Origin of the sequence: Janibacter zhaoxuefangae (assembly GCF_050271985.1) — a bacterium.
In the GTDB taxonomy this organism is placed as follows: domain Bacteria; phylum Actinomycetota; class Actinomycetes; order Actinomycetales; family Dermatophilaceae.
Genome location: NZ_CP189849.1, coordinates 2,565,392 through 2,585,749, shown reverse-complemented (window position 1 = coordinate 2,585,749; position 20,358 = coordinate 2,565,392). Strand labels below are relative to the sequence as shown.

21 protein-coding genes and 1 riboswitch are annotated in these 20,358 nt (G+C 72.1%); of the genes, 16 read left to right on the top strand and 5 right to left on the bottom strand.

Annotation, left to right across the window (positions count from 1 at the left end; translation table 11 throughout):
* Positions 1-46 precede the first annotated feature (46 nt).
* Both hutG and hutI read left to right on the top strand, forming a co-directional pair.
* A complete protein-coding gene (gene hutG, locus ACQBAS_RS12160) occupies positions 47-994 on the top strand; it encodes a formimidoylglutamase (protein ID WP_427384076.1) in 948 nt (315 codons plus the stop codon).
* Positions 991-2,166: an imidazolonepropionase gene (gene hutI, locus ACQBAS_RS12155; protein WP_427384075.1), complete on the top strand. Its 1,176-nt coding sequence runs from the start codon at positions 991-993 to the stop codon at positions 2,164-2,166. The genes hutG and hutI overlap by 4 nt, the downstream gene beginning before the upstream one ends.
* A gap of 41 nt (positions 2,167-2,207) precedes the next feature.
* Here hutI and ACQBAS_RS12150 read toward each other — a convergent pair whose 3' ends face one another.
* Positions 2,208-2,504: a DUF4235 domain-containing protein gene (locus ACQBAS_RS12150; protein WP_427384074.1), complete on the bottom strand. Its 297-nt coding sequence runs from the start codon at positions 2,502-2,504 to the stop codon at positions 2,208-2,210.
* A gap of 52 nt (positions 2,505-2,556) precedes the next feature.
* Positions 2,557-2,659: riboswitch (TPP riboswitch) on the top strand.
* Positions 2,660-2,747: 88 nt separating this feature from the next.
* Here ACQBAS_RS12150 and ACQBAS_RS12145 point away from each other — a divergent pair.
* Together ACQBAS_RS12145 and ACQBAS_RS12140 are read left to right on the top strand one after the other, a co-directional pair.
* Entirely contained in the window at positions 2,748-3,404 is a 657-nt protein-coding gene (locus tag ACQBAS_RS12145) for an ECF transporter S component (RefSeq protein WP_427384073.1), read from the top strand.
* 13 nt (positions 3,405-3,417) lie between these two features.
* Positions 3,418-5,685, top strand: coding sequence for an ATP-binding cassette domain-containing protein (locus ACQBAS_RS12140; RefSeq protein WP_427384072.1), 2,268 nt, complete (start codon positions 3,418-3,420; stop codon positions 5,683-5,685).
* A gap of 22 nt (positions 5,686-5,707) precedes the next feature.
* On the opposite strand, the gene ACQBAS_RS12135 is transcribed toward ACQBAS_RS12140, so the two are convergent.
* The gene (locus ACQBAS_RS12135; protein WP_427384071.1) at positions 5,708-6,358 is read right to left on the bottom strand and encodes a DUF305 domain-containing protein; all 651 of its coding nucleotides are present in this window, start codon (positions 6,356-6,358) and stop codon (positions 5,708-5,710) included.
* Positions 6,359-6,428: 70 nt separating this feature from the next.
* A complete protein-coding gene (locus ACQBAS_RS12130; protein ID WP_427384070.1) occupies positions 6,429-7,061 on the bottom strand; it encodes a DUF3105 domain-containing protein in 633 nt (210 codons plus the stop codon).
* Positions 7,062-7,618: 557 nt separating this feature from the next.
* Between ACQBAS_RS12130 and ACQBAS_RS12125 the strand changes: the two genes are divergently transcribed.
* Entirely contained in the window at positions 7,619-8,491 is an 873-nt protein-coding gene (locus ACQBAS_RS12125; RefSeq protein WP_427384069.1) for a lysozyme, read from the top strand.
* Between the two features lie 141 nt (positions 8,492-8,632).
* Entirely contained in the window at positions 8,633-9,484 is an 852-nt protein-coding gene (locus ACQBAS_RS12120; RefSeq protein WP_427384068.1) for an alpha/beta hydrolase family protein, read from the top strand.
* Positions 9,485-9,490: 6 nt separating this feature from the next.
* Here the strand turns inward: ACQBAS_RS12120 and ACQBAS_RS12115 are convergent, their stop codons facing one another.
* Positions 9,491-10,012 carry a GNAT family N-acetyltransferase gene (locus ACQBAS_RS12115; RefSeq protein ID WP_427384067.1) on the bottom strand — a complete coding sequence of 174 codons (522 nt, stop codon included), beginning with the start codon at positions 10,010-10,012 and terminating at the stop codon, positions 9,491-9,493.
* 96 nt (positions 10,013-10,108) lie between these two features.
* On the opposite strand from ACQBAS_RS12115, the gene ACQBAS_RS12110 reads away from it, so the two are divergent.
* From ACQBAS_RS12110 to ACQBAS_RS12085, 6 genes are all read left to right on the top strand, one after another.
* Complete coding sequence (locus ACQBAS_RS12110; RefSeq protein ID WP_427384066.1) at positions 10,109-11,011, top strand: oxygenase MpaB family protein; 903 nt, start codon at positions 10,109-10,111, stop codon at positions 11,009-11,011.
* Positions 11,008-11,895, top strand: coding sequence for a diacylglycerol/lipid kinase family protein (locus ACQBAS_RS12105; protein ID WP_427384064.1), 888 nt, complete (start codon positions 11,008-11,010; stop codon positions 11,893-11,895). The genes ACQBAS_RS12110 and ACQBAS_RS12105 overlap by 4 nt, the downstream gene beginning before the upstream one ends.
* A 176-nt stretch (positions 11,896-12,071) precedes the next feature.
* A complete protein-coding gene (dnaK, locus tag ACQBAS_RS12100; RefSeq protein WP_427384063.1) occupies positions 12,072-13,973 on the top strand; it encodes a molecular chaperone DnaK in 1,902 nt (633 codons plus the stop codon).
* Positions 13,970-14,590, top strand: a complete 621-nt coding sequence (grpE, locus tag ACQBAS_RS12095; protein ID WP_427384062.1) for a nucleotide exchange factor GrpE — start codon at positions 13,970-13,972, stop codon at positions 14,588-14,590. Before dnaK ends, grpE begins: the two co-directional genes overlap by 4 nt.
* 112 nt (positions 14,591-14,702) lie before the next feature.
* Positions 14,703-15,719: a DnaJ C-terminal domain-containing protein gene (locus tag ACQBAS_RS12090; RefSeq protein WP_427384061.1), complete on the top strand. Its 1,017-nt coding sequence runs from the start codon at positions 14,703-14,705 to the stop codon at positions 15,717-15,719.
* A 12-nt stretch (positions 15,720-15,731) separates the two neighbouring features.
* On the top strand, positions 15,732-16,193 hold the full coding sequence (locus ACQBAS_RS12085; protein ID WP_427384060.1) for a heat shock protein transcriptional repressor HspR: 462 nt from the start codon (positions 15,732-15,734) through the stop codon (positions 16,191-16,193).
* Here ACQBAS_RS12085 and ACQBAS_RS12080 read toward each other — a convergent pair.
* Positions 16,190-16,918, bottom strand: coding sequence for an SGNH/GDSL hydrolase family protein (locus ACQBAS_RS12080; protein ID WP_427385640.1), 729 nt, complete (start codon positions 16,916-16,918; stop codon positions 16,190-16,192). The genes ACQBAS_RS12085 and ACQBAS_RS12080 overlap by 4 nt on opposite strands.
* Positions 16,919-17,129: 211 nt before the next feature.
* Between ACQBAS_RS12080 and ACQBAS_RS12075 the strand changes: the two genes are divergently transcribed.
* The 4 genes from ACQBAS_RS12075 (at position 17,130) to ACQBAS_RS12060 (ending at position 20,274) form a co-directional block, all read left to right on the top strand.
* The gene (locus tag ACQBAS_RS12075) at positions 17,130-17,699 is read left to right on the top strand and encodes a TIGR03086 family metal-binding protein (RefSeq protein WP_427384059.1); all 570 of its coding nucleotides are present in this window, start codon (positions 17,130-17,132) and stop codon (positions 17,697-17,699) included.
* 78 nt (positions 17,700-17,777) lie between these two features.
* A complete protein-coding gene (locus tag ACQBAS_RS12070) occupies positions 17,778-18,050 on the top strand; it encodes a ribonuclease E inhibitor RraB (protein ID WP_427384058.1) in 273 nt (90 codons plus the stop codon).
* A 19-nt stretch (positions 18,051-18,069) separates the two neighbouring features.
* A complete protein-coding gene (locus ACQBAS_RS12065) occupies positions 18,070-18,678 on the top strand; it encodes a gluconokinase (protein WP_427384057.1) in 609 nt (202 codons plus the stop codon).
* Positions 18,679-18,783: 105 nt separating this feature from the next.
* Positions 18,784-20,274: an LCP family protein gene (locus ACQBAS_RS12060; protein WP_427384056.1), complete on the top strand. Its 1,491-nt coding sequence runs from the start codon at positions 18,784-18,786 to the stop codon at positions 20,272-20,274.
* Positions 20,275-20,358: the final 84 nt, after the last annotated feature.

Genomic DNA, 20,358 nt, shown 5'->3' with positions numbered 1-20,358 from the left:
TAGGAGCACCCGCAACCGCAGCACCCATCCCGTGGGAGGACCACGCATGAGCACCCCCTTCGTCTGGACCGGCCGACACGACGGCGACGGCCCGGAGCACCGCCGTTTCCACGACTGCGTCGTCAGCGATTCGACGCTCCCGGTCGATGCCGTCCTCGTCGGCTTCGCCAGCGACGAAGGGGTGGCCCGCAACAAGGGTCGCGTCGGCGCCGTGGACGGTCCGGTCGCGCTCCGCTCCGCGCTGGCCTCGCTCGCCGTCCACACCGACGTCGTCGTCCTCGATGCTGGGGACGTCACCGTCGACGGGGGCGATCTCGAGGACGGGCAGCGCCGGCTCGGGGAGGCCGTCGCCGCCGGCCGCGGGGAGAGCGACGGAGCGCTGCGCGACGACGCGCCGCTCACGGTCGTCCTCGGCGGCGGGCACGAGAGCGCGTGGGGCAGCTATCGCGGTCTGGGACAGCGGCCGCGGCTCGGCATCCTCAACCTCGACGCCCACTTCGACCTGCGCGACGAGGAGCGTCCGACGTCGGGCACCCCCTTCCTCCAGATCGCCCGGGACCGGCAGGCCCACGGCCTGGACCTCCACTACGCCGTCCTCGGCGTCGGCGTCGCGAGCAACACGACGGCCCTCTTCGACCGCGCGGGCGAGCTCGGGGTGCCGTACCTGCTCGACGACGACTGCCAGGAGCCGAGCGAGCCGCTCGCCTTCGTCCGGCGCTTCCTCGAGGGTGTCGACGAGGTGCACCTGTCCATCGACCTCGACGTCCTGCCCGCTCCGGTCGCGCCGGGAGTGAGCGCTCCGGCCGCCTTGGGCGTGCCGACCTTCGTCATCCAGGCGGTGTGCGACGCGGTCGCCGACAGTGGCCGCCTCATCCACGTCGACGTCACCGAACTCAATCCCACGCACGACATCGACGGGCGCACCGCGAAGGTCGCCGCTCGCCTCATCGAGCGCCTCATCACGCGCACGCGTGCGGCCCGGAGCGTGTCGTGACGTCCCGGCGCTCGACCCTCATCACGGGCGTCGGCGAGCTGCTGACCTGCGACGACACGCACGAGGGCGGCGCCCTGGCCCCGCTGTCGGACGCCGCCGTCGTCGTGGAGGACGGTGTGATCGCGTGGGTCGGCCCGCGGGCCGACGCCCCCACGACGACCGACGCGAAGGTCGACCTCGACGGTCGCGCGCTCGTGCCCGGCTTCGTCGACAGCCACGCCCACCTCGTCTTCGCCGGCGACCGGGCCGCGGAGTTCGCGGCGCGGATGGCGGGGGAGTCCTACGACGGGGGCGGCATCGGCGTGACCGTCGCCGCCACGCGCGGGGCGAGCGACGACGATCTGCGCACCCTGCTCGCCACCCGGGTGGCCGAGATGCGCGCCCAGGGCACGACCACCGTCGAGATCAAGAGCGGCTACGGCCTGACCGTCGCCGACGAGGCCCGGGCCCTGCGGCTCGCGCGCGAGGTCACCCCGGAGACCACCTATCTCGGGGCGCACGTCGTCCCCGCCGAGTACCGCGACGACCGGGCGGGCTACGTCGCCCTCGTCACCGGCGAGATGCTCACGGCCTGCGCTCCGCACGCGCGCTGGAGCGACGTCTTCTGCGAGCCGGCCTCACCGCACGCCTTCACCGAGGACGAGTCCCGCGAGGTGCTCCGTGCGGGCATCGCCGCCGGCCTGCTCCCGCGCGTGCACGGCAACCAGCTCGGCGCGGGGCCGGGAGTGCGTCTGGCCGTCGAGGTCGGCGCCGCGAGCGTCGACCACTGCACGTTCCTCGGCGCCGACGACGTGGCGGCGCTCGCGGGCAGCGACACCGTGGCGACCCTGCTGCCCGGCGTGGAGTTCTCGACGCGCTCGCCCTATCCGGAAGCCGGCGCCCTGCTCGACGCCGGAGTGTCGATCGCCCTGGCCACCGACTGCAACCCGGGCACGTGCTACTCGAGCTCGATCCCCTTCGTCATCGCGCTGGCCGTGCGCGAGATGGGGCTGACGCCGGCGCAGGCCGTGTATGCGGCGACGGCCGGCGGTGCGAAGGCGTTGCGGCGCAACGACATCGGCCGCATCGCCATCGGCGTGCGTGCGGACCTCACCGTCCTCGACGCGCCCTCGCACCAGCACCTGGCCTATCGGCCGGGGGTGCCGATCGCGCGGGCGCTGGACCTGAGCTGACGCCACAGCCGCCGGTCGGCGGACGGGTCAGAGTGGCGGCGTCAGAGCGGGCGACGGCCAGCGATGTCGCGGTCCGCGAACTCCTTGGGCAGATGTCCGGCGGAGTGGCGGTAGTAGTTGGCCGCCTTGCGCGTCATGAGCGTGCGCGCGACCGCCGCGGCCGTGCCGGTCAGCGCCACGAGCACGAGGGACTCACCGAGCGGGGTGTCCGGGTTGCGGGGGTCGATGTCCATGCTGCGGCCGCTCTTGCGGTACGCCGCCTCGACAGCCTTGTTCGCGACGATGCCGGCGACGACGGCGCCGCCGACGCCGATGATCTTCCACACGAAGTTGCCCATGGCGGCAACCCTGCCACACCCCCGTCCGCCGGGGACATGCACTACCGTGGGGCGGGTACGACAGGGGAGCGCCACGGCGCTGAGAGTGCGGTCCGCCGCAGACCCTCGAACCTGCTCCGGTTAGCACCGGCGAAGGGAGTCGGGAGATCTCAGGGACCCGTCCGTGCGCGACACGACCCGTGCCGCGAATGGACGGTGCCCCTCCCCGAGGCATCCATCGGATCCCACGGGAGAAAACACATCATGAGCACCACCGAACAGAGCACCATCGCCGTGGCGGCACCCCGCCCCGGCACCCTCCGCGCGAGCGGCCGTCTCACGGCCTGGCGCACGGTCGACCTGCTGACCGTCACCTTCCTCGGCGCCGCCTTCGGCATCGCCTACTGGGCGTGGGGGCTGCTCTACGTCGCCCCCTCCGAGGCCCTGACCGCGATCTTCCCGCCGCTGGCGGCGATCGTGGCCGCGCCGTGGTTCGTCGCCGGCGTCGTCGGCGGCCTCGTCGTCCGCCGACCGGGAGCGGCGTTCCTCTGCGAGGTCGTCGCGGCCCTCGTCTCGATGATCCCCGGCACGAAGTGGGGCTTCAGCACCCTGCTGGCCGGCATCTTCCAGGGGATCGGCGCGGAACTCGCCTTCCTCCTGCTCGGCTATGGCGCCTTCGGTCTCGGCGCGGCGATCCTCGCGGGCGCCCTGTCGGCCCCGATCGAGGCCATCTACGAGTGGTTCACCTACTGGGCCGACTGGACGATGGGCTGGAAGGTCGCCTACCTCGCCATCCTCACCGTCGCCGGCGGCATCATCGCCGGTGGTCTCGGGTGGGTGGTGACGAAGGCGCTCGCCGCCGCCGGCGCACTCGGCGCCTTCCCCGCCGGGCAGGAAGTCCGGGAGAAGTCCGCTGTCTGACACCCGACTGGGCGTGGCTCCACACCCGGCCGAGGCGGGCGACCGCCCCGGCCGGGTGGAGCTGTCGGGTCTGACGTGGCGTCCGCACGGACGCCGCGACCCCGTCCTGCGCGACATCGACCTCGCCATCCCGCCGGGGCAGCGAGTGCTCCTCGTCGGGCCGAGCGGTTCCGGCAAGTCCACACTCCTGCGGGCCATCGCCGGACTGCTCGAGACGGCCGACTCCGGCGAGCTCACCGGCACCGCGCTCATCGACGGCGTCGCGCCGGGGGAGCGGGCCGGCAGCGTCGGGCTCGTCCTCCAGGAGCCCGGTGCCGGCGTCGTCGCCGCGACGGTCGGGCGGGACGTCGCCTTCGGGCCGGAGAACATCGGCCTGCCCCGCGAGGAGATGCCCGCGCGCGTGGCGGGGGCCCTGTCCGCGGTGGAGCTGACCATGCCGCAGGACACCCCGACCCACGCCCTCTCGGGTGGGGAGACGCAGCGACTCGCGCTCGCCGGTGCTCTCGCGCTGAGCCCCGCCGTGCTCCTGCTCGACGAACCCACCGCGATGCTCGACCCCGACAACGCCGCCGCCGTGCGCGCCGTCGTCGACGAGGTGAGCGGCGCCCGCGACCTGACGACCGTCGTCGTCGAGCACGTGCTCGGGCCGTGGGTCCCCTTCGCCGATCGCCTCCTCGTCCTGTCCGCCGCGGGGAGCATCGTCGCGGACGGTGACCCCCAGGGCGTCCTCGCCGAGCATGGACCGGCGCTCGCCGCCGCCGGGATCTGGGTGCCCGGGGTGCCGTCGCCGACGCCGATGGCGCTGCCCGACGGGCTCTTCCCGACGCTGGTTGCGGGCAGGGCTCCCATCGACAGCACGCCGCTGACGATTCGGCGCCGCGTGCGCACCGTCCGCGGCGAGGTCCGGGAGCACGTCGCTGCCCGAACCCCGGCGCTGGCCCTCCCGGCCGGCACGGTGCACGCCCTCGTCGGGCCGAGCGGCGCCGGCAAGTCGAGCGCGCTGTTGGCGCACGCCGGCCTGCTCGAGGACGCACTCGGGGCCGACGAGCGGGTCACGGTGACCGACCTCGACGGTCGCGCCGTCGACCTGCCCACCGAGGGACCGCACCCGCTCGGCGTGGCCTGGGTGCCGCAGTGGTCGAGCTCGACGATCGTCGCGCGGACCGTCATCGACGAGTGCCTGACCACGTCACGCGCCGCCGGCGTGCCCGACGCCGTGGCGCGCCCGCGGGCGGAGGCTCTGCTCGAGGCCGTCGGCCTGACCCGGTTGGCGGGCAGCGAACCGCGGCACCTCTCCGGCGGCGAACAGCGGCGCCTCGCCCTCGTGGCCGCCGTCGTGCACCACCCGAGGCTGCTCCTCCTCGACGAACCCACCGTCGGCCAGGACCGACTGACGTGGGCGGCGGTCGTCGGCATCGTCGACGCGCTGACCGCGTCGGGCACGGCCGTCGAGGCGGCCACTCATGACGCCACCTTCATCGCTCGGGCCGACGGGGTCACCCGCCTCGTGCCACCGCCGCGCAAGCCCGAGGCCACCGCGCCGCGCCTGCCGCTCGCCGCACGGTGCGGCCCGCTCGCGCTGCTTGCGGCGAGCGCGCTGGCCATCCCCGCCGGTGTCGCGGCTGGCACGATCGCGCGCAGCGTCCTCGTCCTCGGCCTCGTCGCCGCCCTGGCCGTGCTCGCGCTGTGGGCGCCGCGCCGCGGCTCCGCGCCCGGGGCGCCCGCGCCGAGCGGGCGGTTCCGAGGCTTCGCGCTGCGACTCGTCCCCGGCCTCATCGGGGCACTCTCGGTGGGCTGGTCCTCGTGGCTGCTCGGCGGGCGGGACGTCGTCGTGGCCGTCGAGGCCTTCCTGCGCGTGCTCATCATCGTGGCGCCCTCGGCCCTGCTGATCCCCTTCGTCGATCCCGACGAGCTGGGCGATCACGCCGGGCAGCGGCTGCATCTGCCGGCCCGCCCCGTTGTGGCGACCTCCGCTGCGCTGCAACGGATCACGACCTTCGGGGAGATCTGGGCGGAGATCTCGCGGGCCCGCCGCGTGCGCGGACTGAGCGGCGGCCGTGGGCCGCGGGCCCTGCTGCGGACGACGGGGGCGATCACCGTCGGCATGCTCATCCGCTCGCTGCACGCGGCGGCCGCCCTCGCCGTCGCCATGGATGCCCGCGGCTTCGCGACGGCGCAGCGGCGGACCTGGGCGGGCACCGCGCCGTGGCGTCGCGCCGACTCGATCCTCGTCGGGCTCGCGCTGCTCGTCGTCGCTGTCGCGGTGCTCGCGCCCCGCTGACCACCCAACGCGCCGAGACTCGTCACTGCCTCTCGGCGAGCATCTCCTGCATCGTGACGATCTCGGCCGTCTGCGAGGCGACGATGGAGCGGGCGAGGTCGTCGACGGCCGGGTCGTCGGATCCGGCCACGGCCGCCTTCGCCATCGGGGCCCCGGCCTCGTGGTGCGGGATCATCAACTCGAGGAAGTGCACGTCGGCGGCCTTCCCGGTCAGGGTCTGCAGCCGCTTCAGCTCGGCGTTGCTCGCCATCCCCGGCATCCGGCCGTCGGCCTGCAGGCCCTCCGAGGAGCCGTGGTCGTGACCCGCGCGGGCCATCCACGCCATCCGGGGCTCGTCCCCCGTGGCGTCGAGACCCCACTGCCGCAGCCAGCCCATCATCTGCCCGGATTGGTGCGCCTGCGTCGTCGCGATGTCGTAGGCGAGCTGGCGGATGTCCGGATCGGTGGTCTTGGCGTGGATGATCATCGCCATCTGGACGGCCTGGTCGTGGTGGGTCGTCATGTCACGCGCGAAGCCGGCCTCGACGCTCGTCGACGACGGGGAGGAGCCGGCGTGCCCGATGGCCCAGCCTCCGGCGCCGGCCGTCGCGACGGCCAGCGCCGCGGCGGCGAGCAACCCGGCGGAGACCCGGCGGACCGGGCCGGCCGGGCCCCCTTCGTCGGTCGAAGGCATGGGCGCCTCGTCGACGTAGCCGTCCTCGTGAGGCTCCGATGCGTGCGTCAGTCCGTCGTCGCGCACGGGATCACTTCACGAGGTCGTCGGTGCCGTCCGTGCCGCCGGTGCAGGCCGCACCCGGCTCGGGGACCTGCGGGCTCTGGCGGTACTCCTTGACGAAGGCGCCGAGGCGGTTGTCGTCGGCACCGGTGAGCTCGAGCTGCTTGCCCCAGCCGGAGACGAAGACCGTGTCGATGCCCTGGTAGGGGGAGAGGATCGCGTAGGTGTCCGGGGTCTCGTCCTCGAGCTTCTTGACGTCCGCCTCGGGGAGGTCCTCGGGGTAGGTGATCCACACCGCGCCGTGCTCGAGGGAGTGCACCGCGTTCTCGCTGGGCACGGGGGAGTCGTAGATGCCGCAGTTGAGCCACGCGGGGTTGTGCTCGCCCCCGACCGGCGGGTTCTCCTTGTACTTCACAGCCTCGGACGTGTGCTGCGAACCGGTGTAGTCGTAGCTCTTGACCGCCGACAGGTCGGGCTTGTTCATCTGCTCGCGGATGATGACGAAGGCGACCACGCCGAGGATGAGGGCGATGACCAGGCCGCCCGCGCCATAGGACGCGAGCCTGCGCTTGCGTTCGGCGGCCTGCTGCTCACGCTTGAGTTGAGCGAGGCGGGCGGATCGCTCGTCGCGCGCGCCTCGGGTCGAGGTCTTCTTTGCCATGGGTCGTCGTCCTCCGGGGCGGGTGTCGACCGCATACGCGAGGCGCCTGCGGTCGTGTGTCGGGCCAGCCCGAAGCCTACTTGGGGTGGCTGGGAGCCAGCCGAATCGACCCCGGGTTTGGGACATCAGGTGTCCATTACTGGGCGGGAGGGGGGCCGCGTCCCCGGGTTTGGGACATCAGGTGTCCATTACTGGGCGGGAGGGGGGCCGCGTCCCCGGGTTTGGGACATCAGGTGTCCATTACTGGGCGGGAGGGGGGCCGCGTCCCCGGGTTTGGGACATCAGGTGTCCATTACTGGGCGGGAAGGGGGCCGCGTCCCCGGGTTTGGGACATCAGGTGTCCATTACTGGGCGGGAAGGGGGCCGCGCCCCCGGGTTTGGGACATCAGGTGTCCATAACTGGGCGGGAAGGGGGCCGGGTCCCCGGGTTTGGGACATCAGGTGTCCATAACTGGGCCGAGGGAGGACCTTGACCAAGTCCTGAAATACGACATACCCGACGTTGACGACGGCGCGCCTAGCGTGGAGTCATCGACCACGACCTGAGGGGATCAGACATGTCATCCGTGTCCACGACGCGCCGCCTGCGCCTCGCGAGCACCGCCGTCGCGGCAGCGCTGAGCGCGGTCACGCTCGCCGGTGCGGCGAGCGGCACCCCGGCCGCCGGCGGCGCGCACGCCGACCCCGCCCCGCGTGGTCGACAGGTCGGCATCACCGCACCCGGCGACGCCCACCTCGGCTGGTCGCACCGGGTCGAGCGCGGCGCGACCACGACCGCCACGGCGGGGGCCCTCGCCGAGACGGTGCCGGCGGGCGTGAAGGGGATCGACGTCTCCAAGTGGCAGGGCAACGTCGACTGGGCCGAGCAGTGGGGTCTGGGCAAGCGTTTCGCCTACGTCAAGGCCACCGAGGGCACGACCTACGTCAACCCCTACTTCGCGCAGCAGTACAACGGCTCCTACAACGTCGGGATGATCCGCGGCGCCTACCACTTCGCGCTGCCGAACCGATCGAGTGGTGCCGCCCAGGCCGACCATCTCATCGCCAACGGCGGCGGCTGGAGCGCCGACGGGCGCACCCTGCCCGCCGTCCTCGACGTCGAGTACAACCCGTACTCCGGCACCTCCTGCTACGGCCTGTCCAAGCCGAGCATGGTCACCTGGATCAACTCCTTCCTCAACCGCTACAAGGAGCGCACCGGCCGAGACGCCGTCATCTACACGACGGCGAACTGGTGGAACACGTGCACCCACAGTTCGACCCGCTTCGCCGCGACCAACCCCCTGTGGGTGGCCCGCTACAGCTCGACCGTCGGCACGCTCCCCGCGGGCTGGGCGTACTACACGTTCTGGCAGTACTCGGACTCACCCATCGACCAGGACACCTTCAACGGGTCGTCCTCGCGGCTGACGGCGATCGCCCTCGGCTGACCCCCCAGACCCCCGACCGGCCCACCCTTGATCTCCCAGCCGGTCGGGTCCGGCCCCGCGGTTCCACCCCGATTTCCCGGGAACCGCGGGGCCACTCAGGTCCCCGCGATCACCTTCTGACCGCCGCCGTAGCATCGCCGTGTGCGCACGTTCCAGACCCTGCCTCTCGCCAACGGCGGCCACTCCGCCCTGCGTGGAGTGGAGGGTGGCGGACAGGACGACCCGGTCGTCGTGCTCCTGCCGGCCATGGGCATCCCGGCGGGCTACTACGGCCCCTTCCTCACGGCGCTCGCTGAGCACGGCGTTGCGGCGGTCACCGCCGACTTCCCCGGCCAGGGGGAGAGCCGGCCGCTCGCGGGCCGCGCGGTCGACTACGGCTACGGCCACCTCGCGCGCGAGTTCGTGCCGCAGATGCTGGAGGCCGTCGGGGAGAACTTCCCCGGGCGTCCGATCGTCCTGGCCGGGCACAGCCTCGGAGGCCACGTCGCCCTCGCGCACCTCGCCCTCGAGTCCGTGGCGGACGTGCGCGGTCTCGTCATCATCGGCTCGGGCGCGCCCTACTGGCGCAGTTACGCGCGTCCGCTGCGGATCCTCGCGCAGACCCAGGCGATCGCCCTCGTGGCGCGGGTGCGCGGCCACTGGCCCGGTCACCGACTCGGCTTCGGCGGGCGCCAACCGCGGGCGCTGATGCTCGAGTGGGCCGCCTTCGCGCGGACCGGGCACCTCGTGCCCCGCGGGACGAAGGCGGCCATGACCGCCGGTCTGGCCGCCCTTCGTCTGCCCGTGCTGATCGTGGACCTCGACAACGACCACCTGGCGCCGCCGCGGGCCGTCGACGCCCTCATCGGGATGATCCCCGGCGCGAGCGTCGAGCGGTGGACCGCCCTGCGCGTGCCGGGATCGACCGCGCGGCCGATGGACCACTACACGTGGGCGCGCGACCCCGAGGGCGTCGCCGATCGCGTCGCGGACTGGGTGCGGGCCAGGGCCTGACCCGGCTCAGGCGTCGGGCGCGAGCCGCTGGAAGAGTTCGACGTCCTGCCAGCGGCCGGCGATCCGGAGGTATTCCGGCGCCAGTCCGTAGCGCACGAAGCCGTTGCGCTCGAGGACCCGCCGCGACGTGCCGTTGGCCAGCAGGGTCTCCGCCTGGATCCGGTGCAGCCCCAAGGGACCGAAGGCGATCGCCGCGACCTCCTCGACGGCGGCCGTCGCCAGGCCACGTCGCGTGTGTGAGGCGCTCACCCAGTAGCCGAGCGCGGCGGACTGGAAGGCGCCCCGCACGATGCCGTTGAGGTTGAGCCGGCCGACCAGGTCGCCGTTCTCGTCGGTGATGGCGAAGGCGGCCATCCGGCCAGCCTCGACCTCGCTGAGGACGGTGCGTACCTCGTCACGCTGGAAGTCCTCCTCGAACCACGAGTCCTCTCGCAGCGGCTCCCACGGCGCGAGGTGCTCGCGGTTGGCGACGAGTTGGGCCGTCAGTGCGGGCACGTCGTCGAGGGTCAGTGGTCTCAGTGCGGGCACGTGGTCGAGTCTACGGACGCGACGGTGCGGCGCCCCGGTGGCGGACGCCATCTGGTCTCGCCCACGGCAGGCGCCGTCGCCCCGTATCGTCGGAGGATGGAGCCCGTGACCCGCGCCGTCGCCGCCGCCAGGCTTGGCCTCGGCACCGCCCTGAGGGACCGCGTCTCGGGGGAGTCGGCCTCCCAGCGCGCCGCCGAGATCTGGGGCGCCGACGGCGAGCGCTGGTTTACGTCCGACGACGTCATCTGGCAGGTCCACGGCGATGCGGCGATGTTCATCGGCGGGATCCGGGCCTTGTTGCTGCAGTCCCTCCACCCGCTGGCGATGGCCGGCGTCGCGGGCCACTCCGGCTACAAGTCGGACCCGTGGGGGCGGCTCGAGCGGACGAGCCACTTCATCGCCATGACGACCATGGGTCCGATCGGCGCGGCCGAGGCGACCATCGAGAAGGTGCGCGCCATCCACCGTCGCGTGCGCGGCCGGGCGCCCGACGGTCGCCCCTATCGCGCCGATGACCCTGACCTCCTGCGTTGGGTGCACGTCGCCGAGGCCCACAGCTTCGTCACGACCTATCAGGCGTTCGGGCCGCGACGCCTCACCGACGCCGAGCTGGACATCTACTGCGACCAGGCCGCGCACGCGGGGGAGCTGCTCGGCGCCACCGAGGTGCCGCACACGTGGGGTGAGCTGGTCGAGACGCTCGACGGCTATCGCCCCGTGCTCATGGCCACCCCGGCAGCGAAGGAGGCCGCCCGGTTCGTCCTCCTCGAGCCGCCATTGCCGCTGTCGCAGCGGCCGGGTTACGCCCTGCTCGCTGCCGGCGCCGTGGCGACCTTGCCGGTGTGGGCTCGGGAGATGCTCGACCTGCCCCGATTCCCGGGATTCGACGGTCTGATCGGCCGCCCGCTGGGACGGTTCGGCACCAGCGTGTCGCGGTGGGCCATCACTGCGCCCGAGCTCGCCGAGACCCGTCAGGTGCGACCGTCGGTCGCGCAGTGAGCGCGCCCCGCCACACCCTGGTCATCGTCAATCCTGCGGCCCGCAACGGCACGACGGAGGCAATGATCCCGGGGGTCACCGACATCCTGAGATCCCATGGCTGGACCGTGGACGTCGTCGTCACCCGCTCCGCCGAGCACGCCGTGGAGCTCGCGGCGGCGGCGGACGCGGAGCGAGACCTGCTGGTCGCCCTCGGCGGCGACGGTCTCGTGGCTCGGGTCGCCGAAGGGGCCTTGCGCTCGGGCGCCGTCGTCGCGCCCCTGCCGGCCGGTCGCGGGTGCGACTTCGTCCGCGCGCTGGGGGCGCCACGGGACGTCAGCGCCGCGGCGGCGGGCCTGCGACTGGCCACCGAGCGCCGCGTCGATGTCGGGATGTCGGGGGAGACCCCCTTCCTCGGTGTCGCCACCGTCGGCTACGACTCGCGCGCGAACGACCACGCCAACGCGGCGCCCGGCTGGGTCCCGGCCGCTCTCGTCTATGCCTACGGCGGTGTCCGGGCCCTCTTCGAGACCCGGTCGACGTCGATCACGATGACGACCGACGGGGTGGAACGCACCTTCGTCGGGTGGAGCGTGGCCATCGGCAACTCGGGTCGCTACGGCGCGGGGATGAAGGTAAACCCCGATGCCCGGCTCGACGACGGCGCGCTCGACGTCACGACCGTCGAGGGCCTGCCGCGCTGGAAGTACCCGATGCTGCTGCCGCGCTACTTCAAGGGCACGCACATCGACGGCGTCGACATCCGCGCCGACCGGGGCCGCGAGATCGAGGTCTCGGCGCCCGCCGGTTACCGCGTGTACGCCGACGGCGACATCGTCGGTCAGACGCCGATGCGCTTCACCGTGGTGCCACAAGCGCTGCGGATCCTCGCCGCGCGCGCCTGACGCTGCACAGGGAGGTTCGCGAACCGGTTCGGAACAACCAGCCCACCCCATGAGTTGAGTCGTACATACTCAAGTTTTGCGATCGAGATTTGCGCAATGTGCAGCGGCGATCTAACTTGAGTCTCAGCAACTCAACCCTGGGCTCCGGCCCGATCAGCAAAACGAAGGAGCGCCTCATGGCACGTGCAGTCGGAATCGACCTCGGCACCACGAACTCGGCCGTCGCCGTCCTCGAAGGTGGCGAGCCCACGATCATCGCGAACGCCGAGGGCGGTCGCACCACTCCCTCCGTCGTCGCCTTCTCCAAGGGCGGCGAGGTCCTCGTCGGTGAGGTCGCCAAGCGTCAGGCCGTCACCAACGCCGACCGCACCCTCCGCTCCGTCAAGCGCCACATCGGCACGGACTGGAAGTCCGAGGACATCGACGGCAAGCAGTACACGGCGCAGGAGATCAGCGCCCGCACCCTCCAGAAGCTCAAGCGCGACGCCGAGGCCTACCTCGGTGAGGAGGTCACCGACGCGGTGATCACCGTCCCCGCCTACTTCGACGACCACGAGCGTCAGGCGACGAAGGAGGCCGGCGAGATCGCGGGCCTCAACGTCCTGCGCATCGTCAACGAGCCCACCGCCGCCGCGCTGGCCTACGGCCTCGACAAGGGCAAGGAGGACGAGCTCATCCTCGTCTTCGACCTCGGTGGTGGCACCTTCGACGTGTCCCTCCTCGAGGTCGGCAAGGACCCGGAGGACGGCTTCTCCACCATCCAGGTCCGCGCCACCTCCGGTGACAACCAGCTCGGTGGTGACGACTGGGACGAGCGCATCGTCAAGCACCTGCTCACCACGGTGAAGAACTCCTCCGGCGTCGACCTGTCCAAGGACAAGATCGCCATGCAGCGTCTGCGTGACGCCGCGGAGCAGGCCAAGAAGGAGCTCTCCTCCGCGACGAACACCAACATCTCGATGCAGTACCTCTCGATGTCCGAGAACGGCCCCATCCACCTCGACGAGTCGCTCTCCCGGGCGCAGTTCGAGCAGATGACCAAGGACCTGCTCGACCGCACGAAGGCCCCCTTCCAGAACGTCATCAAGGACGCCGGCATCTCGCTGTCCGAGATCGACCACGTCGTCCTCGTCGGCGGCTCGACCCGCATGCCTGCGGTCAGCGAGCTCGTCAAGGAGATGACCGGCGGCAAGGAGCCCAACAAGGGCGTCAACCCCGACGAGGTCGTCGCCCTCGGCGCCAGCCTCCAGGCCGGTGTCCTCAAGGGTGAGCGCAAGGACGTCCTGCTCATCGACGTCACGCCGCTCTCGCTCGGCATCGAGACCAAGGGTGGGCTCTTCACCAAGCTCATCGAGCGCAACACGGCCATCCCGACGAAGCGCTCCGAGGTCTTCTCCACCGCTGAGGACAACCAGCCGTCCGTGCTCATCCAGGTCTTCCAGGGCGAGCGTGAGATCGCGCAGCAGAACAAGCCGCTCGGCACCTTCGAGCTGTCCGGCATCGCCCCGGCCCCCCGCGGCGTGCCGCAGGTCGAGGTCACCTTCGACATCGACGCCAACGGCATCGTCCACGTCACCGCGAAGGACCGTGGCACCGGCAAGGAGCAGAAGATCACCATCTCCGGCGGCTCCGCGCTGTCGAAGGAGGAGATCGAGCGCATGGTCAAGGAGGCCGAGGCGCACGCCGACGAGGACAAGAAGCGTCGTGAGGAGACCGAGGCCCGCAACACCGCGGAGAACCTCGTCTACTCGACGGAGAAGTTCCTCGGCGACAACGGCGACAAGCTCGCCGACGACCAGCGCAAGCCGGTCGACGACGCGCTCGCGGACCTCAAGGAGGCCCTCAAGCCCGAGTCCGGCGTCTCCGCGGAGGACCTGAGCAAGAAGGTCGACACCCTCAACGAGGAGTCCCAGAAGATGGGCGCCGCGATGTACGCCGCGGCGGCCGAGCAGGGCGAGTCCGGGGACGTCCCCGGCGGCGAGGCCGGCGACGAGTCGCAGGGCACGACGCCGAACGATGACAGCGACGTCGTGGACGCCGAGGTCGTCGAGGACGACGAGACGCAGGCCCCCAAGTGACGGCATCCCCCCAGGACGGTGCCACGGACGACGTGACCGGGGCATCCGCCCCGGAGACCGTCGACCAGTCCGCCACCGAGGCGGGCGACGAGACGGCCGGCGTGACGGAGGGGGCGGGCTCCGAGCAGGAGTCCGCCGCCCCCGGCGCGCAGGCGCAGGCGGAGGCCCACCCCGACACTGCGCTCGCGGCCGAGCGCCTCGCCGACCTGCAGCGGCTCCAGGCGGAGTACGTCAACTACAAGCGCCGGGTCGACCGTGACCGGGCGGGCGTGCAGGAGCGGGCCGTCACCGACGTCCTCGAGACGCTCCTGCCGGTCCTCGACGAGATCCAGCTCGCTCGCGAGCACGGGGACCTCACCGAGGGGCCGATGGTCGCCATCGCCGACAAGCTCGAGCAGACGCTCGGCAAGTTCGGTCTCGAGCGTTTCGGCGCCGTCGGCGAGGCCTTCGACCCGATGCGTCACGAGGCCCTCATGCACGCCGCATGGGACGCCGACAACCCCGACCTGCCCAAGGACGCCGACGCCACGACCGTCGTCACCCTGCTGCAGCCGGGCTACCAGGCGGGCGATCGGGTCCTGCGACCCGCTCGCGTCGCCGTCGCCGACCCGAACTGACGCGTGCCACTGGTGCCCACCCCCTCACGGGGGTGGGTGCCGGTGCCTCACGTCGGACCCGGTCCGTACGAGAATCCGACACACCTCACCCCTGGACGAGAGGAGGAGCCCGATGGCCAGTCAGGACTGGTTCGAGAAGGACTTCTACGCGATCCTCGGTGTCCCCCAGGACGCCGACGCCGCGACCATCAAGAAGACCTACCGCAAGCTCGCGCGCTCCCTGCACCCGGACCAGAACGCCGACGACCCCACCGCCGAGACGCGTTTCAAGGAGGTCGGTGAGGCCTACGCGGTGCTCTCCGACCCCGAGCAGCGCAAGGAGTACGACGCCGTGCGCCAGATGGCCCGCGGCGGCGCCCGCTTCACCGCCGGCGGCCCCGGCGGCGGGACGGGTGGCTTCGAGGACGTCTTCTCCACCATGTTCAACCAGGGCGGCGGCGGCAGCCGCATGCGCTACTCCACGGGCGGCGGCGGCTTCGGCGGCGGCGGCGAGCCCGACCTCGAGGACATCCTCAGTGGGATGTTCGGCGGGGGCGGGGCCGGTGGCCCCGCGGGCTTCCGCGCGCCGCGCGGCCCGCAGAAGGGACGCGACGTCCAGGCCCGCACCCAACTGTCCTTCCGCGACGCCGTCGAGGGCTCGACCGTCACGCTGAACTCGCCCGATCGTGGCCGGATCACCGCCAAGATCCCGGCCGGGGTCAAGGACGGGCAGAAGATCCGCCTTCGCGGCAAGGGCGCCAAGGGCGACCCCGGCGCCGGCGACGGCGACCTCATCCTCACGGTGGCCGTCGCGGCCCATCCCCTCTTCGGCCGGGAGGGCGACAACCTGACACTCGACCTGCCGGTCACCTTCGCCGAGGCCGCGCTGGGCGCGACCGTCACGGTCCCGACGCTCGGCGGTGACTCCGTGCGCGTGAAGGTCGCCCCGGGCACCCCGACGGGTCGGGTCCTGCGCCTCAAGGGGCGCGGGGTCAAGAGCGCGAAGGGGGCCGGTGACCTCCTCGCGAAGGTCGTCGTCACCGTGCCCTCCGAGCTCACCGACGACGAACGCGCCGCCGTGGAGGTCCTCGCCGCGGGTGACGCTTCCCGCGACCCGCGGGCCGATCTCGTGGCCCGCGCGGCGCTGTGAGGGTGAGCGGCGATGGCACGGAACCGGATCAGCGGCTTCACCCCTGAGGACGACACACCCGTCTTCGTCATCTCCGTCGCGGCGGAGCTCGCGGGCATGCACGCCCAGACCCTGCGGCAGTACGACCGCCTCGGGATCGTCACGCCCTCACGCACGCGCGGCGGCGGACGGCGGTACTCGGGCGCGGACGTCGCCCTGCTGCGCGAGGTGCAGCGACTCTCCCAGGAGGAGGGGATCAGCCTCGCTGGCATCCAGCGGATCCTCGAGCTGGAGAACCAGGTGCACGCCCTGCGCGAGCGCGTCACGGAGCTCGCCGAGGAGGCCGACGCGCTACGGGCCGAGCTGGGTCGCGGTGCACGGTTCTTCGCCGTCGGGCCCAGTGGCGATGTCGTGGCCCTGCGGCACGGGCAGCGTCCGCGCGGGTCGCGGGTGAGCCGCTCGCAGGCCGTGGTCCTGTGGGAGCCGCTCGGCTAGGCCGACTGTTGGGCGGCGAGCGCGCGCTCCTTGGCCACGCGCTTCATGCCGCGGGCCGGTCGGAAGGGCTCGGGCCACTTGGGGCCGACCCGGTCGCCGTCATAGACGCCACGCAACCGTCGCGCCACGAGCGGCAGGACCTCCCCGCGCACGAACTTGGCTTCGTCCTCGATGGCTCGTCGTAGCCCGCGCGGCGCCCACGGGTCGAGCTCGGTGATCTTCAGGGTGTGCGGGATCCCGAGTTCCTGGAGGACGAAGGCGGCCATCCGCTTGTGCCCCTGACGGGACATGTGGATCCGATCGCGCGCCCACAGCCGTGGGTCCTCGTACTCCCGCATGAGCGTGTGGTCGAGGAGGGTGGCGCCGTGGGCCGCGGCGATGTCCCGTACGGCGTCGTTGAAGGCGAGGACGCGCCGGCGCAGCGGCTCGAGCAGCCACGTCGTGCGGGTGTCGAAGGCGGTGAAGGCGAGGACCTCCGCACCGCTCGCGGTGAGCCGGGTCAGGGCCGCCTCGTAACGGTCCATGAGGCCGCCGAGGTCGGTGCGCAGCGACAGGAGGTCGTTGCCGCCCGCGTAGAAGGAGATGTGGGTCGGGGCCATGGCCAGGGCCGGCTGGATCTGCTCCTCGACGATCTGGTCGAGGAACTTGCTGCGGCGATCGCGAGGTTGGCGTACTCCCAGGACTCGTCCGCCCGCCCCATCTGGCGCGCCATGCGGTCGGCCCAGCCGCGGAATCCGTTGGGGTAGTAGGCGTTGGGATCGCCGATGCCCTCGGTGAAGGAGTCCCCGATCGCCACGAACCGCCCCGCACCACTCACCGGCTCATGACAACCCGCCCGGGGGCGGGGTGCAAGGGGCGTCGCCGGGTCGTCGCCGAGTGTTCGCCGCGTCGTCATGTCCGGGCGGGCCGCCACGGGTCGCCCCCTACCGTGGGGGCATGACGAAGAACGCGCCCGCCCGGTACGACCAGACCAGTGCCCCCTTCCTCCGCGTCCTCGACGCGGTGCCCGCCGACGCCTGGGACCGGCCCTCGCCGTGCACCGACTGGACTGCGGCGCAGGTGGTCTTCCACGTCATCGAGACCCAGCGGGACTTCCTCATCCGTCGCGGCTACGACCTGCCGATCGAGGCGCCGAAGACCGGCAGCGTGGCCAACGACTGGCGTACGCACGCCCAGTCCGTGTCGTATCTCCTGCTCGAGCCGCGGGTCGAGGAGGAGTACGACGGGTACTTCGGCCGCACGACCGTTGCGGCCACCATGGCCGACTTCCACGGGTTCGACATGGTGGTGCACCGGTGGGACGTCGCCCGTGCCGCCGGCCTCGACACGACCTTCACCGAAGGTGAGCTCGACCTGCTCGAGGCGAGCATCGCGACCTTCGGCGATGGCCTGCACGCGCCCGGGGTGTGCGGGCCGCCCGTGCCCGTGGCCGCGGATGCCAGCCGCCAGGACCGGATCCTCGGCGCGCTCGGTCGCGACCCCCGATGGTCGCCCCCGACCTCCTGACCATCCCGCCCCTTCGCCGGACCGGACCCGGCGCGTCGTTGGTCGCCTCCGTCCGCAGGCCTGTGCCACGATCGACCCGTGAGCGAGCACCTGTTGGTCTTTCCCGATCGTGACGTGGCCGAGGAGGTCGCCGAGGAGTTGCGTGACGAGGGGTTCACCCAGGTGCGTGTCCTGCGTGAGGCCCTCGCCGGCGAGGACGACTCCGAGGACCACGAGTGGGCCGTCTACGTCCGCGAGGACAACGTCGCCGACGAGACGGGCCCGGTCGAGTCCGGTCTGCGCGACCGATTCGAGGCGCTCGTGGAGGAGCACGACGGTTGGTACGACCCGGAGCCCGGCCCGCGCGACTGAAGGCCGATAGCGTGTCGGGATGACCGACCCGCACCCCGCAATTGATCCGGCCGACACCCGTCACATCGTCGTCATGGGCGTGTCGTCGAGCGGCAAGTCGACGGTGGCCGAGGCGATCGCCGAGCGGACGACGCTCGAGTACGCCGACGCCGACGACTTCCACCCGCAGAGCAACATCGACAAGTTGAGCAACGGGGTCCAGCTGACCGACGCGGACCGTGCGCCGTGGCTGCGAGCCCTGGCGCAGTTCATCGACGACAAGCACGACGCCGGCGTCTCGACCGTCATCGCCTGCTCCGCGCTCAAGCGCAGCTACCGCGACACCCTGCGCTCGGGTGTCCCGGAGGCCTTCGAGGACCCCGCGGCGGGTCGCCTCGAGCGCGAACGCGGTGTCGAGATCGTCCACCTCGACGGGCCGATCGAGGTCGTGCGCGCCCGGATGGACCAGCGCCAGGGGCACTTCATGGCCAAGGACCTGCTCCAGTCGCAGTACGACGAACTCGAGCCCCTCGGCCCGGACGAGCCGGGCATCGTCATCGACCTGACCCAGGAGGCCGACGCCATGGCGGACGAGGCCGTCGACCGCCTGGACCTGCCCCGGGTGAGCGGCTCCCCTTCGGAGCGCTGATGCCCGCCCGCGACCACCTTCGCCGCGGGCCGTGACCGACTCGTCGCGGCGTGGCACCATCATCCCAGCGCGTCGCACTCGCGGGGCCGAGAGAGACCAGGTGGCATGGGCACGCACGACGACACGCACCACGGACGTCACGTCGCGGCCGAGGTCACGAAGCAGTTCCTCACCCGCACGACGGCGAGCACGGTCATCCCCGGTCTCGGCCTCATCCCCACCCGTCGTCGGGCCGGCCTGCTGCTGACCGGCGCCGCCGTGCTGGGTGGCCTGTCCGTCCTCGCCTACGCGCTCAGCCAGGGCGCCATGTCGTCCGCCCTCGCCCTCGGTCTCAGCCCGCGACGCCTCTTCGCGCTCCTCGTCGCCATCGTCGTCGGGGCGGCCGCGTGGATCGTCGGCATCGCGCTCACCGCTCGCGACAACCTGCCGGACGAAGGTCGCGTCACGGAGCGTCGTCGCTGGTGGCTCAAGGGGTTCGCGGTGTTGGCCGCCCTGGCCGTCGCGATCCCGGCCACCCAGGCCTTCCGTTACGCGACGATCCAGCGGTCCGTCCTCGACACGGTCTTCGACGCGGCCCGGCCCGAGGGGGCGACCGCCCCGAAGGCGGGCGACGACCCGTGGGCCGGTGTCGACCAGGTCAACGTGCTGCTCATCGGCTCGGACGCCGGCGCCGACCGGGTCGGCGTGCGTCCCGACTCGATGATGGTCGCCAGCGTCGATCCGGCCGCGGGCGACACCGTGCTCTTCGGCATCCCGCGCAACCTCGAGATGGTGCCCATTCCGGAGTCCAATCCCCTCCACGCGCTGTGGCCGGACGGCTACAACTGCGGCGACCAGTGCCTCATCAACGGCGTGTGGACGCTCGCGACGGACCACCCCGACCTCTTCCCGGGTGACGCCAATCCGGGTCTGACGACGACCCGCGACGTCGTCGGCGCGGTGCTGGGGCTGGACCTCGACTACACCGTCGTCATCGACCTCAAGGGCTTCACGGCGCTCGTCGACGCGATGGGTGGTGTCGACATCAACGTCACGGAACGGGTCTGCATCGGGTGCCACACCGAGGGTGGTGTCGTCGTCGGGACCACCGGCTACATCGAGCCAGGCTTCCAGCACCTCGATGGCTATCACGCGCTCTGGTATGCGCGCTCGCGTGCCGAGTCGACCGACGGGGACTTCAGCCGGATGCGCCGCCAGCGATGCGTCATCGGCGCCCTGCTCAACCAGGTCGACCCGATCCAGATGCTGCGTCGCTATCCGGCGTTGGCGAGCGTGCTCAAGGACAGCGTCAGCATCGACATCCCGCGCGACGACCTCCAGGCGTGGGCCGACCTGACCGAGCGCGTACAGGGCGGGACGATCCGCTCGCTGCCGCTGACGAACAAGGTCATCGACGTGGGCAACCCCGACTACGACGCGATCCACGTCCTCGTCCAGGACGCCATCGCACCGCAACCGGCGAGTTCGTCGTCCTCCTCGACCACGCCGTCGAGCACGACGACGAGCCCGACGAGTCCATCGACGACGACGTCCCCCGCGCCGTCGGAGAGCCCCACCACGCAGGAGGGCCTCGAGGACCTCGCCGCGACCTGCTGAGCGGCGGCCTGGTCGGTAGCCCGATCGGCGACCTGCTGGGCGAGCATCGCAGAAGTTGAGCGGAATACACTCAACTCTTTCGAG

Bases quoted from the DNA above. Each gene is read 5' to 3' on its own strand.
- hutG (WP_427384076.1), top strand. From the start codon at position 47: ATGAGCACCCCCTTCGTCTGGACCGGCCGACACGACGGCGACGGCCCG.
- ACQBAS_RS12150 (WP_427384074.1), bottom strand. From the start codon at position 2,504: ATGGGCAACTTCGTGTGGAAGATCATCGGCGTCGGCGGCGCCGTCGTC.
- ACQBAS_RS12145 (WP_427384073.1), top strand. From the start codon at position 2,748: ATGAGCACCACCGAACAGAGCACCATCGCCGTGGCGGCACCCCGCCCC.
- ACQBAS_RS12135 (WP_427384071.1), bottom strand. From the start codon at position 6,358: ATGCCTTCGACCGACGAAGGGGGCCCGGCCGGCCCGGTCCGCCGGGTC.
- ACQBAS_RS12130 (WP_427384070.1), bottom strand. From the start codon at position 7,061: ATGGCAAAGAAGACCTCGACCCGAGGCGCGCGCGACGAGCGATCCGCC.
- ACQBAS_RS12125 (WP_427384069.1), top strand. From the start codon at position 7,619: ATGTCATCCGTGTCCACGACGCGCCGCCTGCGCCTCGCGAGCACCGCC.
- ACQBAS_RS12110 (WP_427384066.1), top strand. From the start codon at position 10,109: ATGGAGCCCGTGACCCGCGCCGTCGCCGCCGCCAGGCTTGGCCTCGGC.
- dnaK (WP_427384063.1), top strand. From the start codon at position 12,072: ATGGCACGTGCAGTCGGAATCGACCTCGGCACCACGAACTCGGCCGTC.
- ACQBAS_RS12090 (WP_427384061.1), top strand. From the start codon at position 14,703: ATGGCCAGTCAGGACTGGTTCGAGAAGGACTTCTACGCGATCCTCGGT.
- ACQBAS_RS12085 (WP_427384060.1), top strand. From the start codon at position 15,732: ATGGCACGGAACCGGATCAGCGGCTTCACCCCTGAGGACGACACACCC.
- ACQBAS_RS12075 (WP_427384059.1), top strand. From the start codon at position 17,130: ATGACGAAGAACGCGCCCGCCCGGTACGACCAGACCAGTGCCCCCTTC.
- ACQBAS_RS12065 (WP_427384057.1), top strand. From the start codon at position 18,070: ATGACCGACCCGCACCCCGCAATTGATCCGGCCGACACCCGTCACATC.
- ACQBAS_RS12060 (WP_427384056.1), top strand. From the start codon at position 18,784: ATGGGCACGCACGACGACACGCACCACGGACGTCACGTCGCGGCCGAG.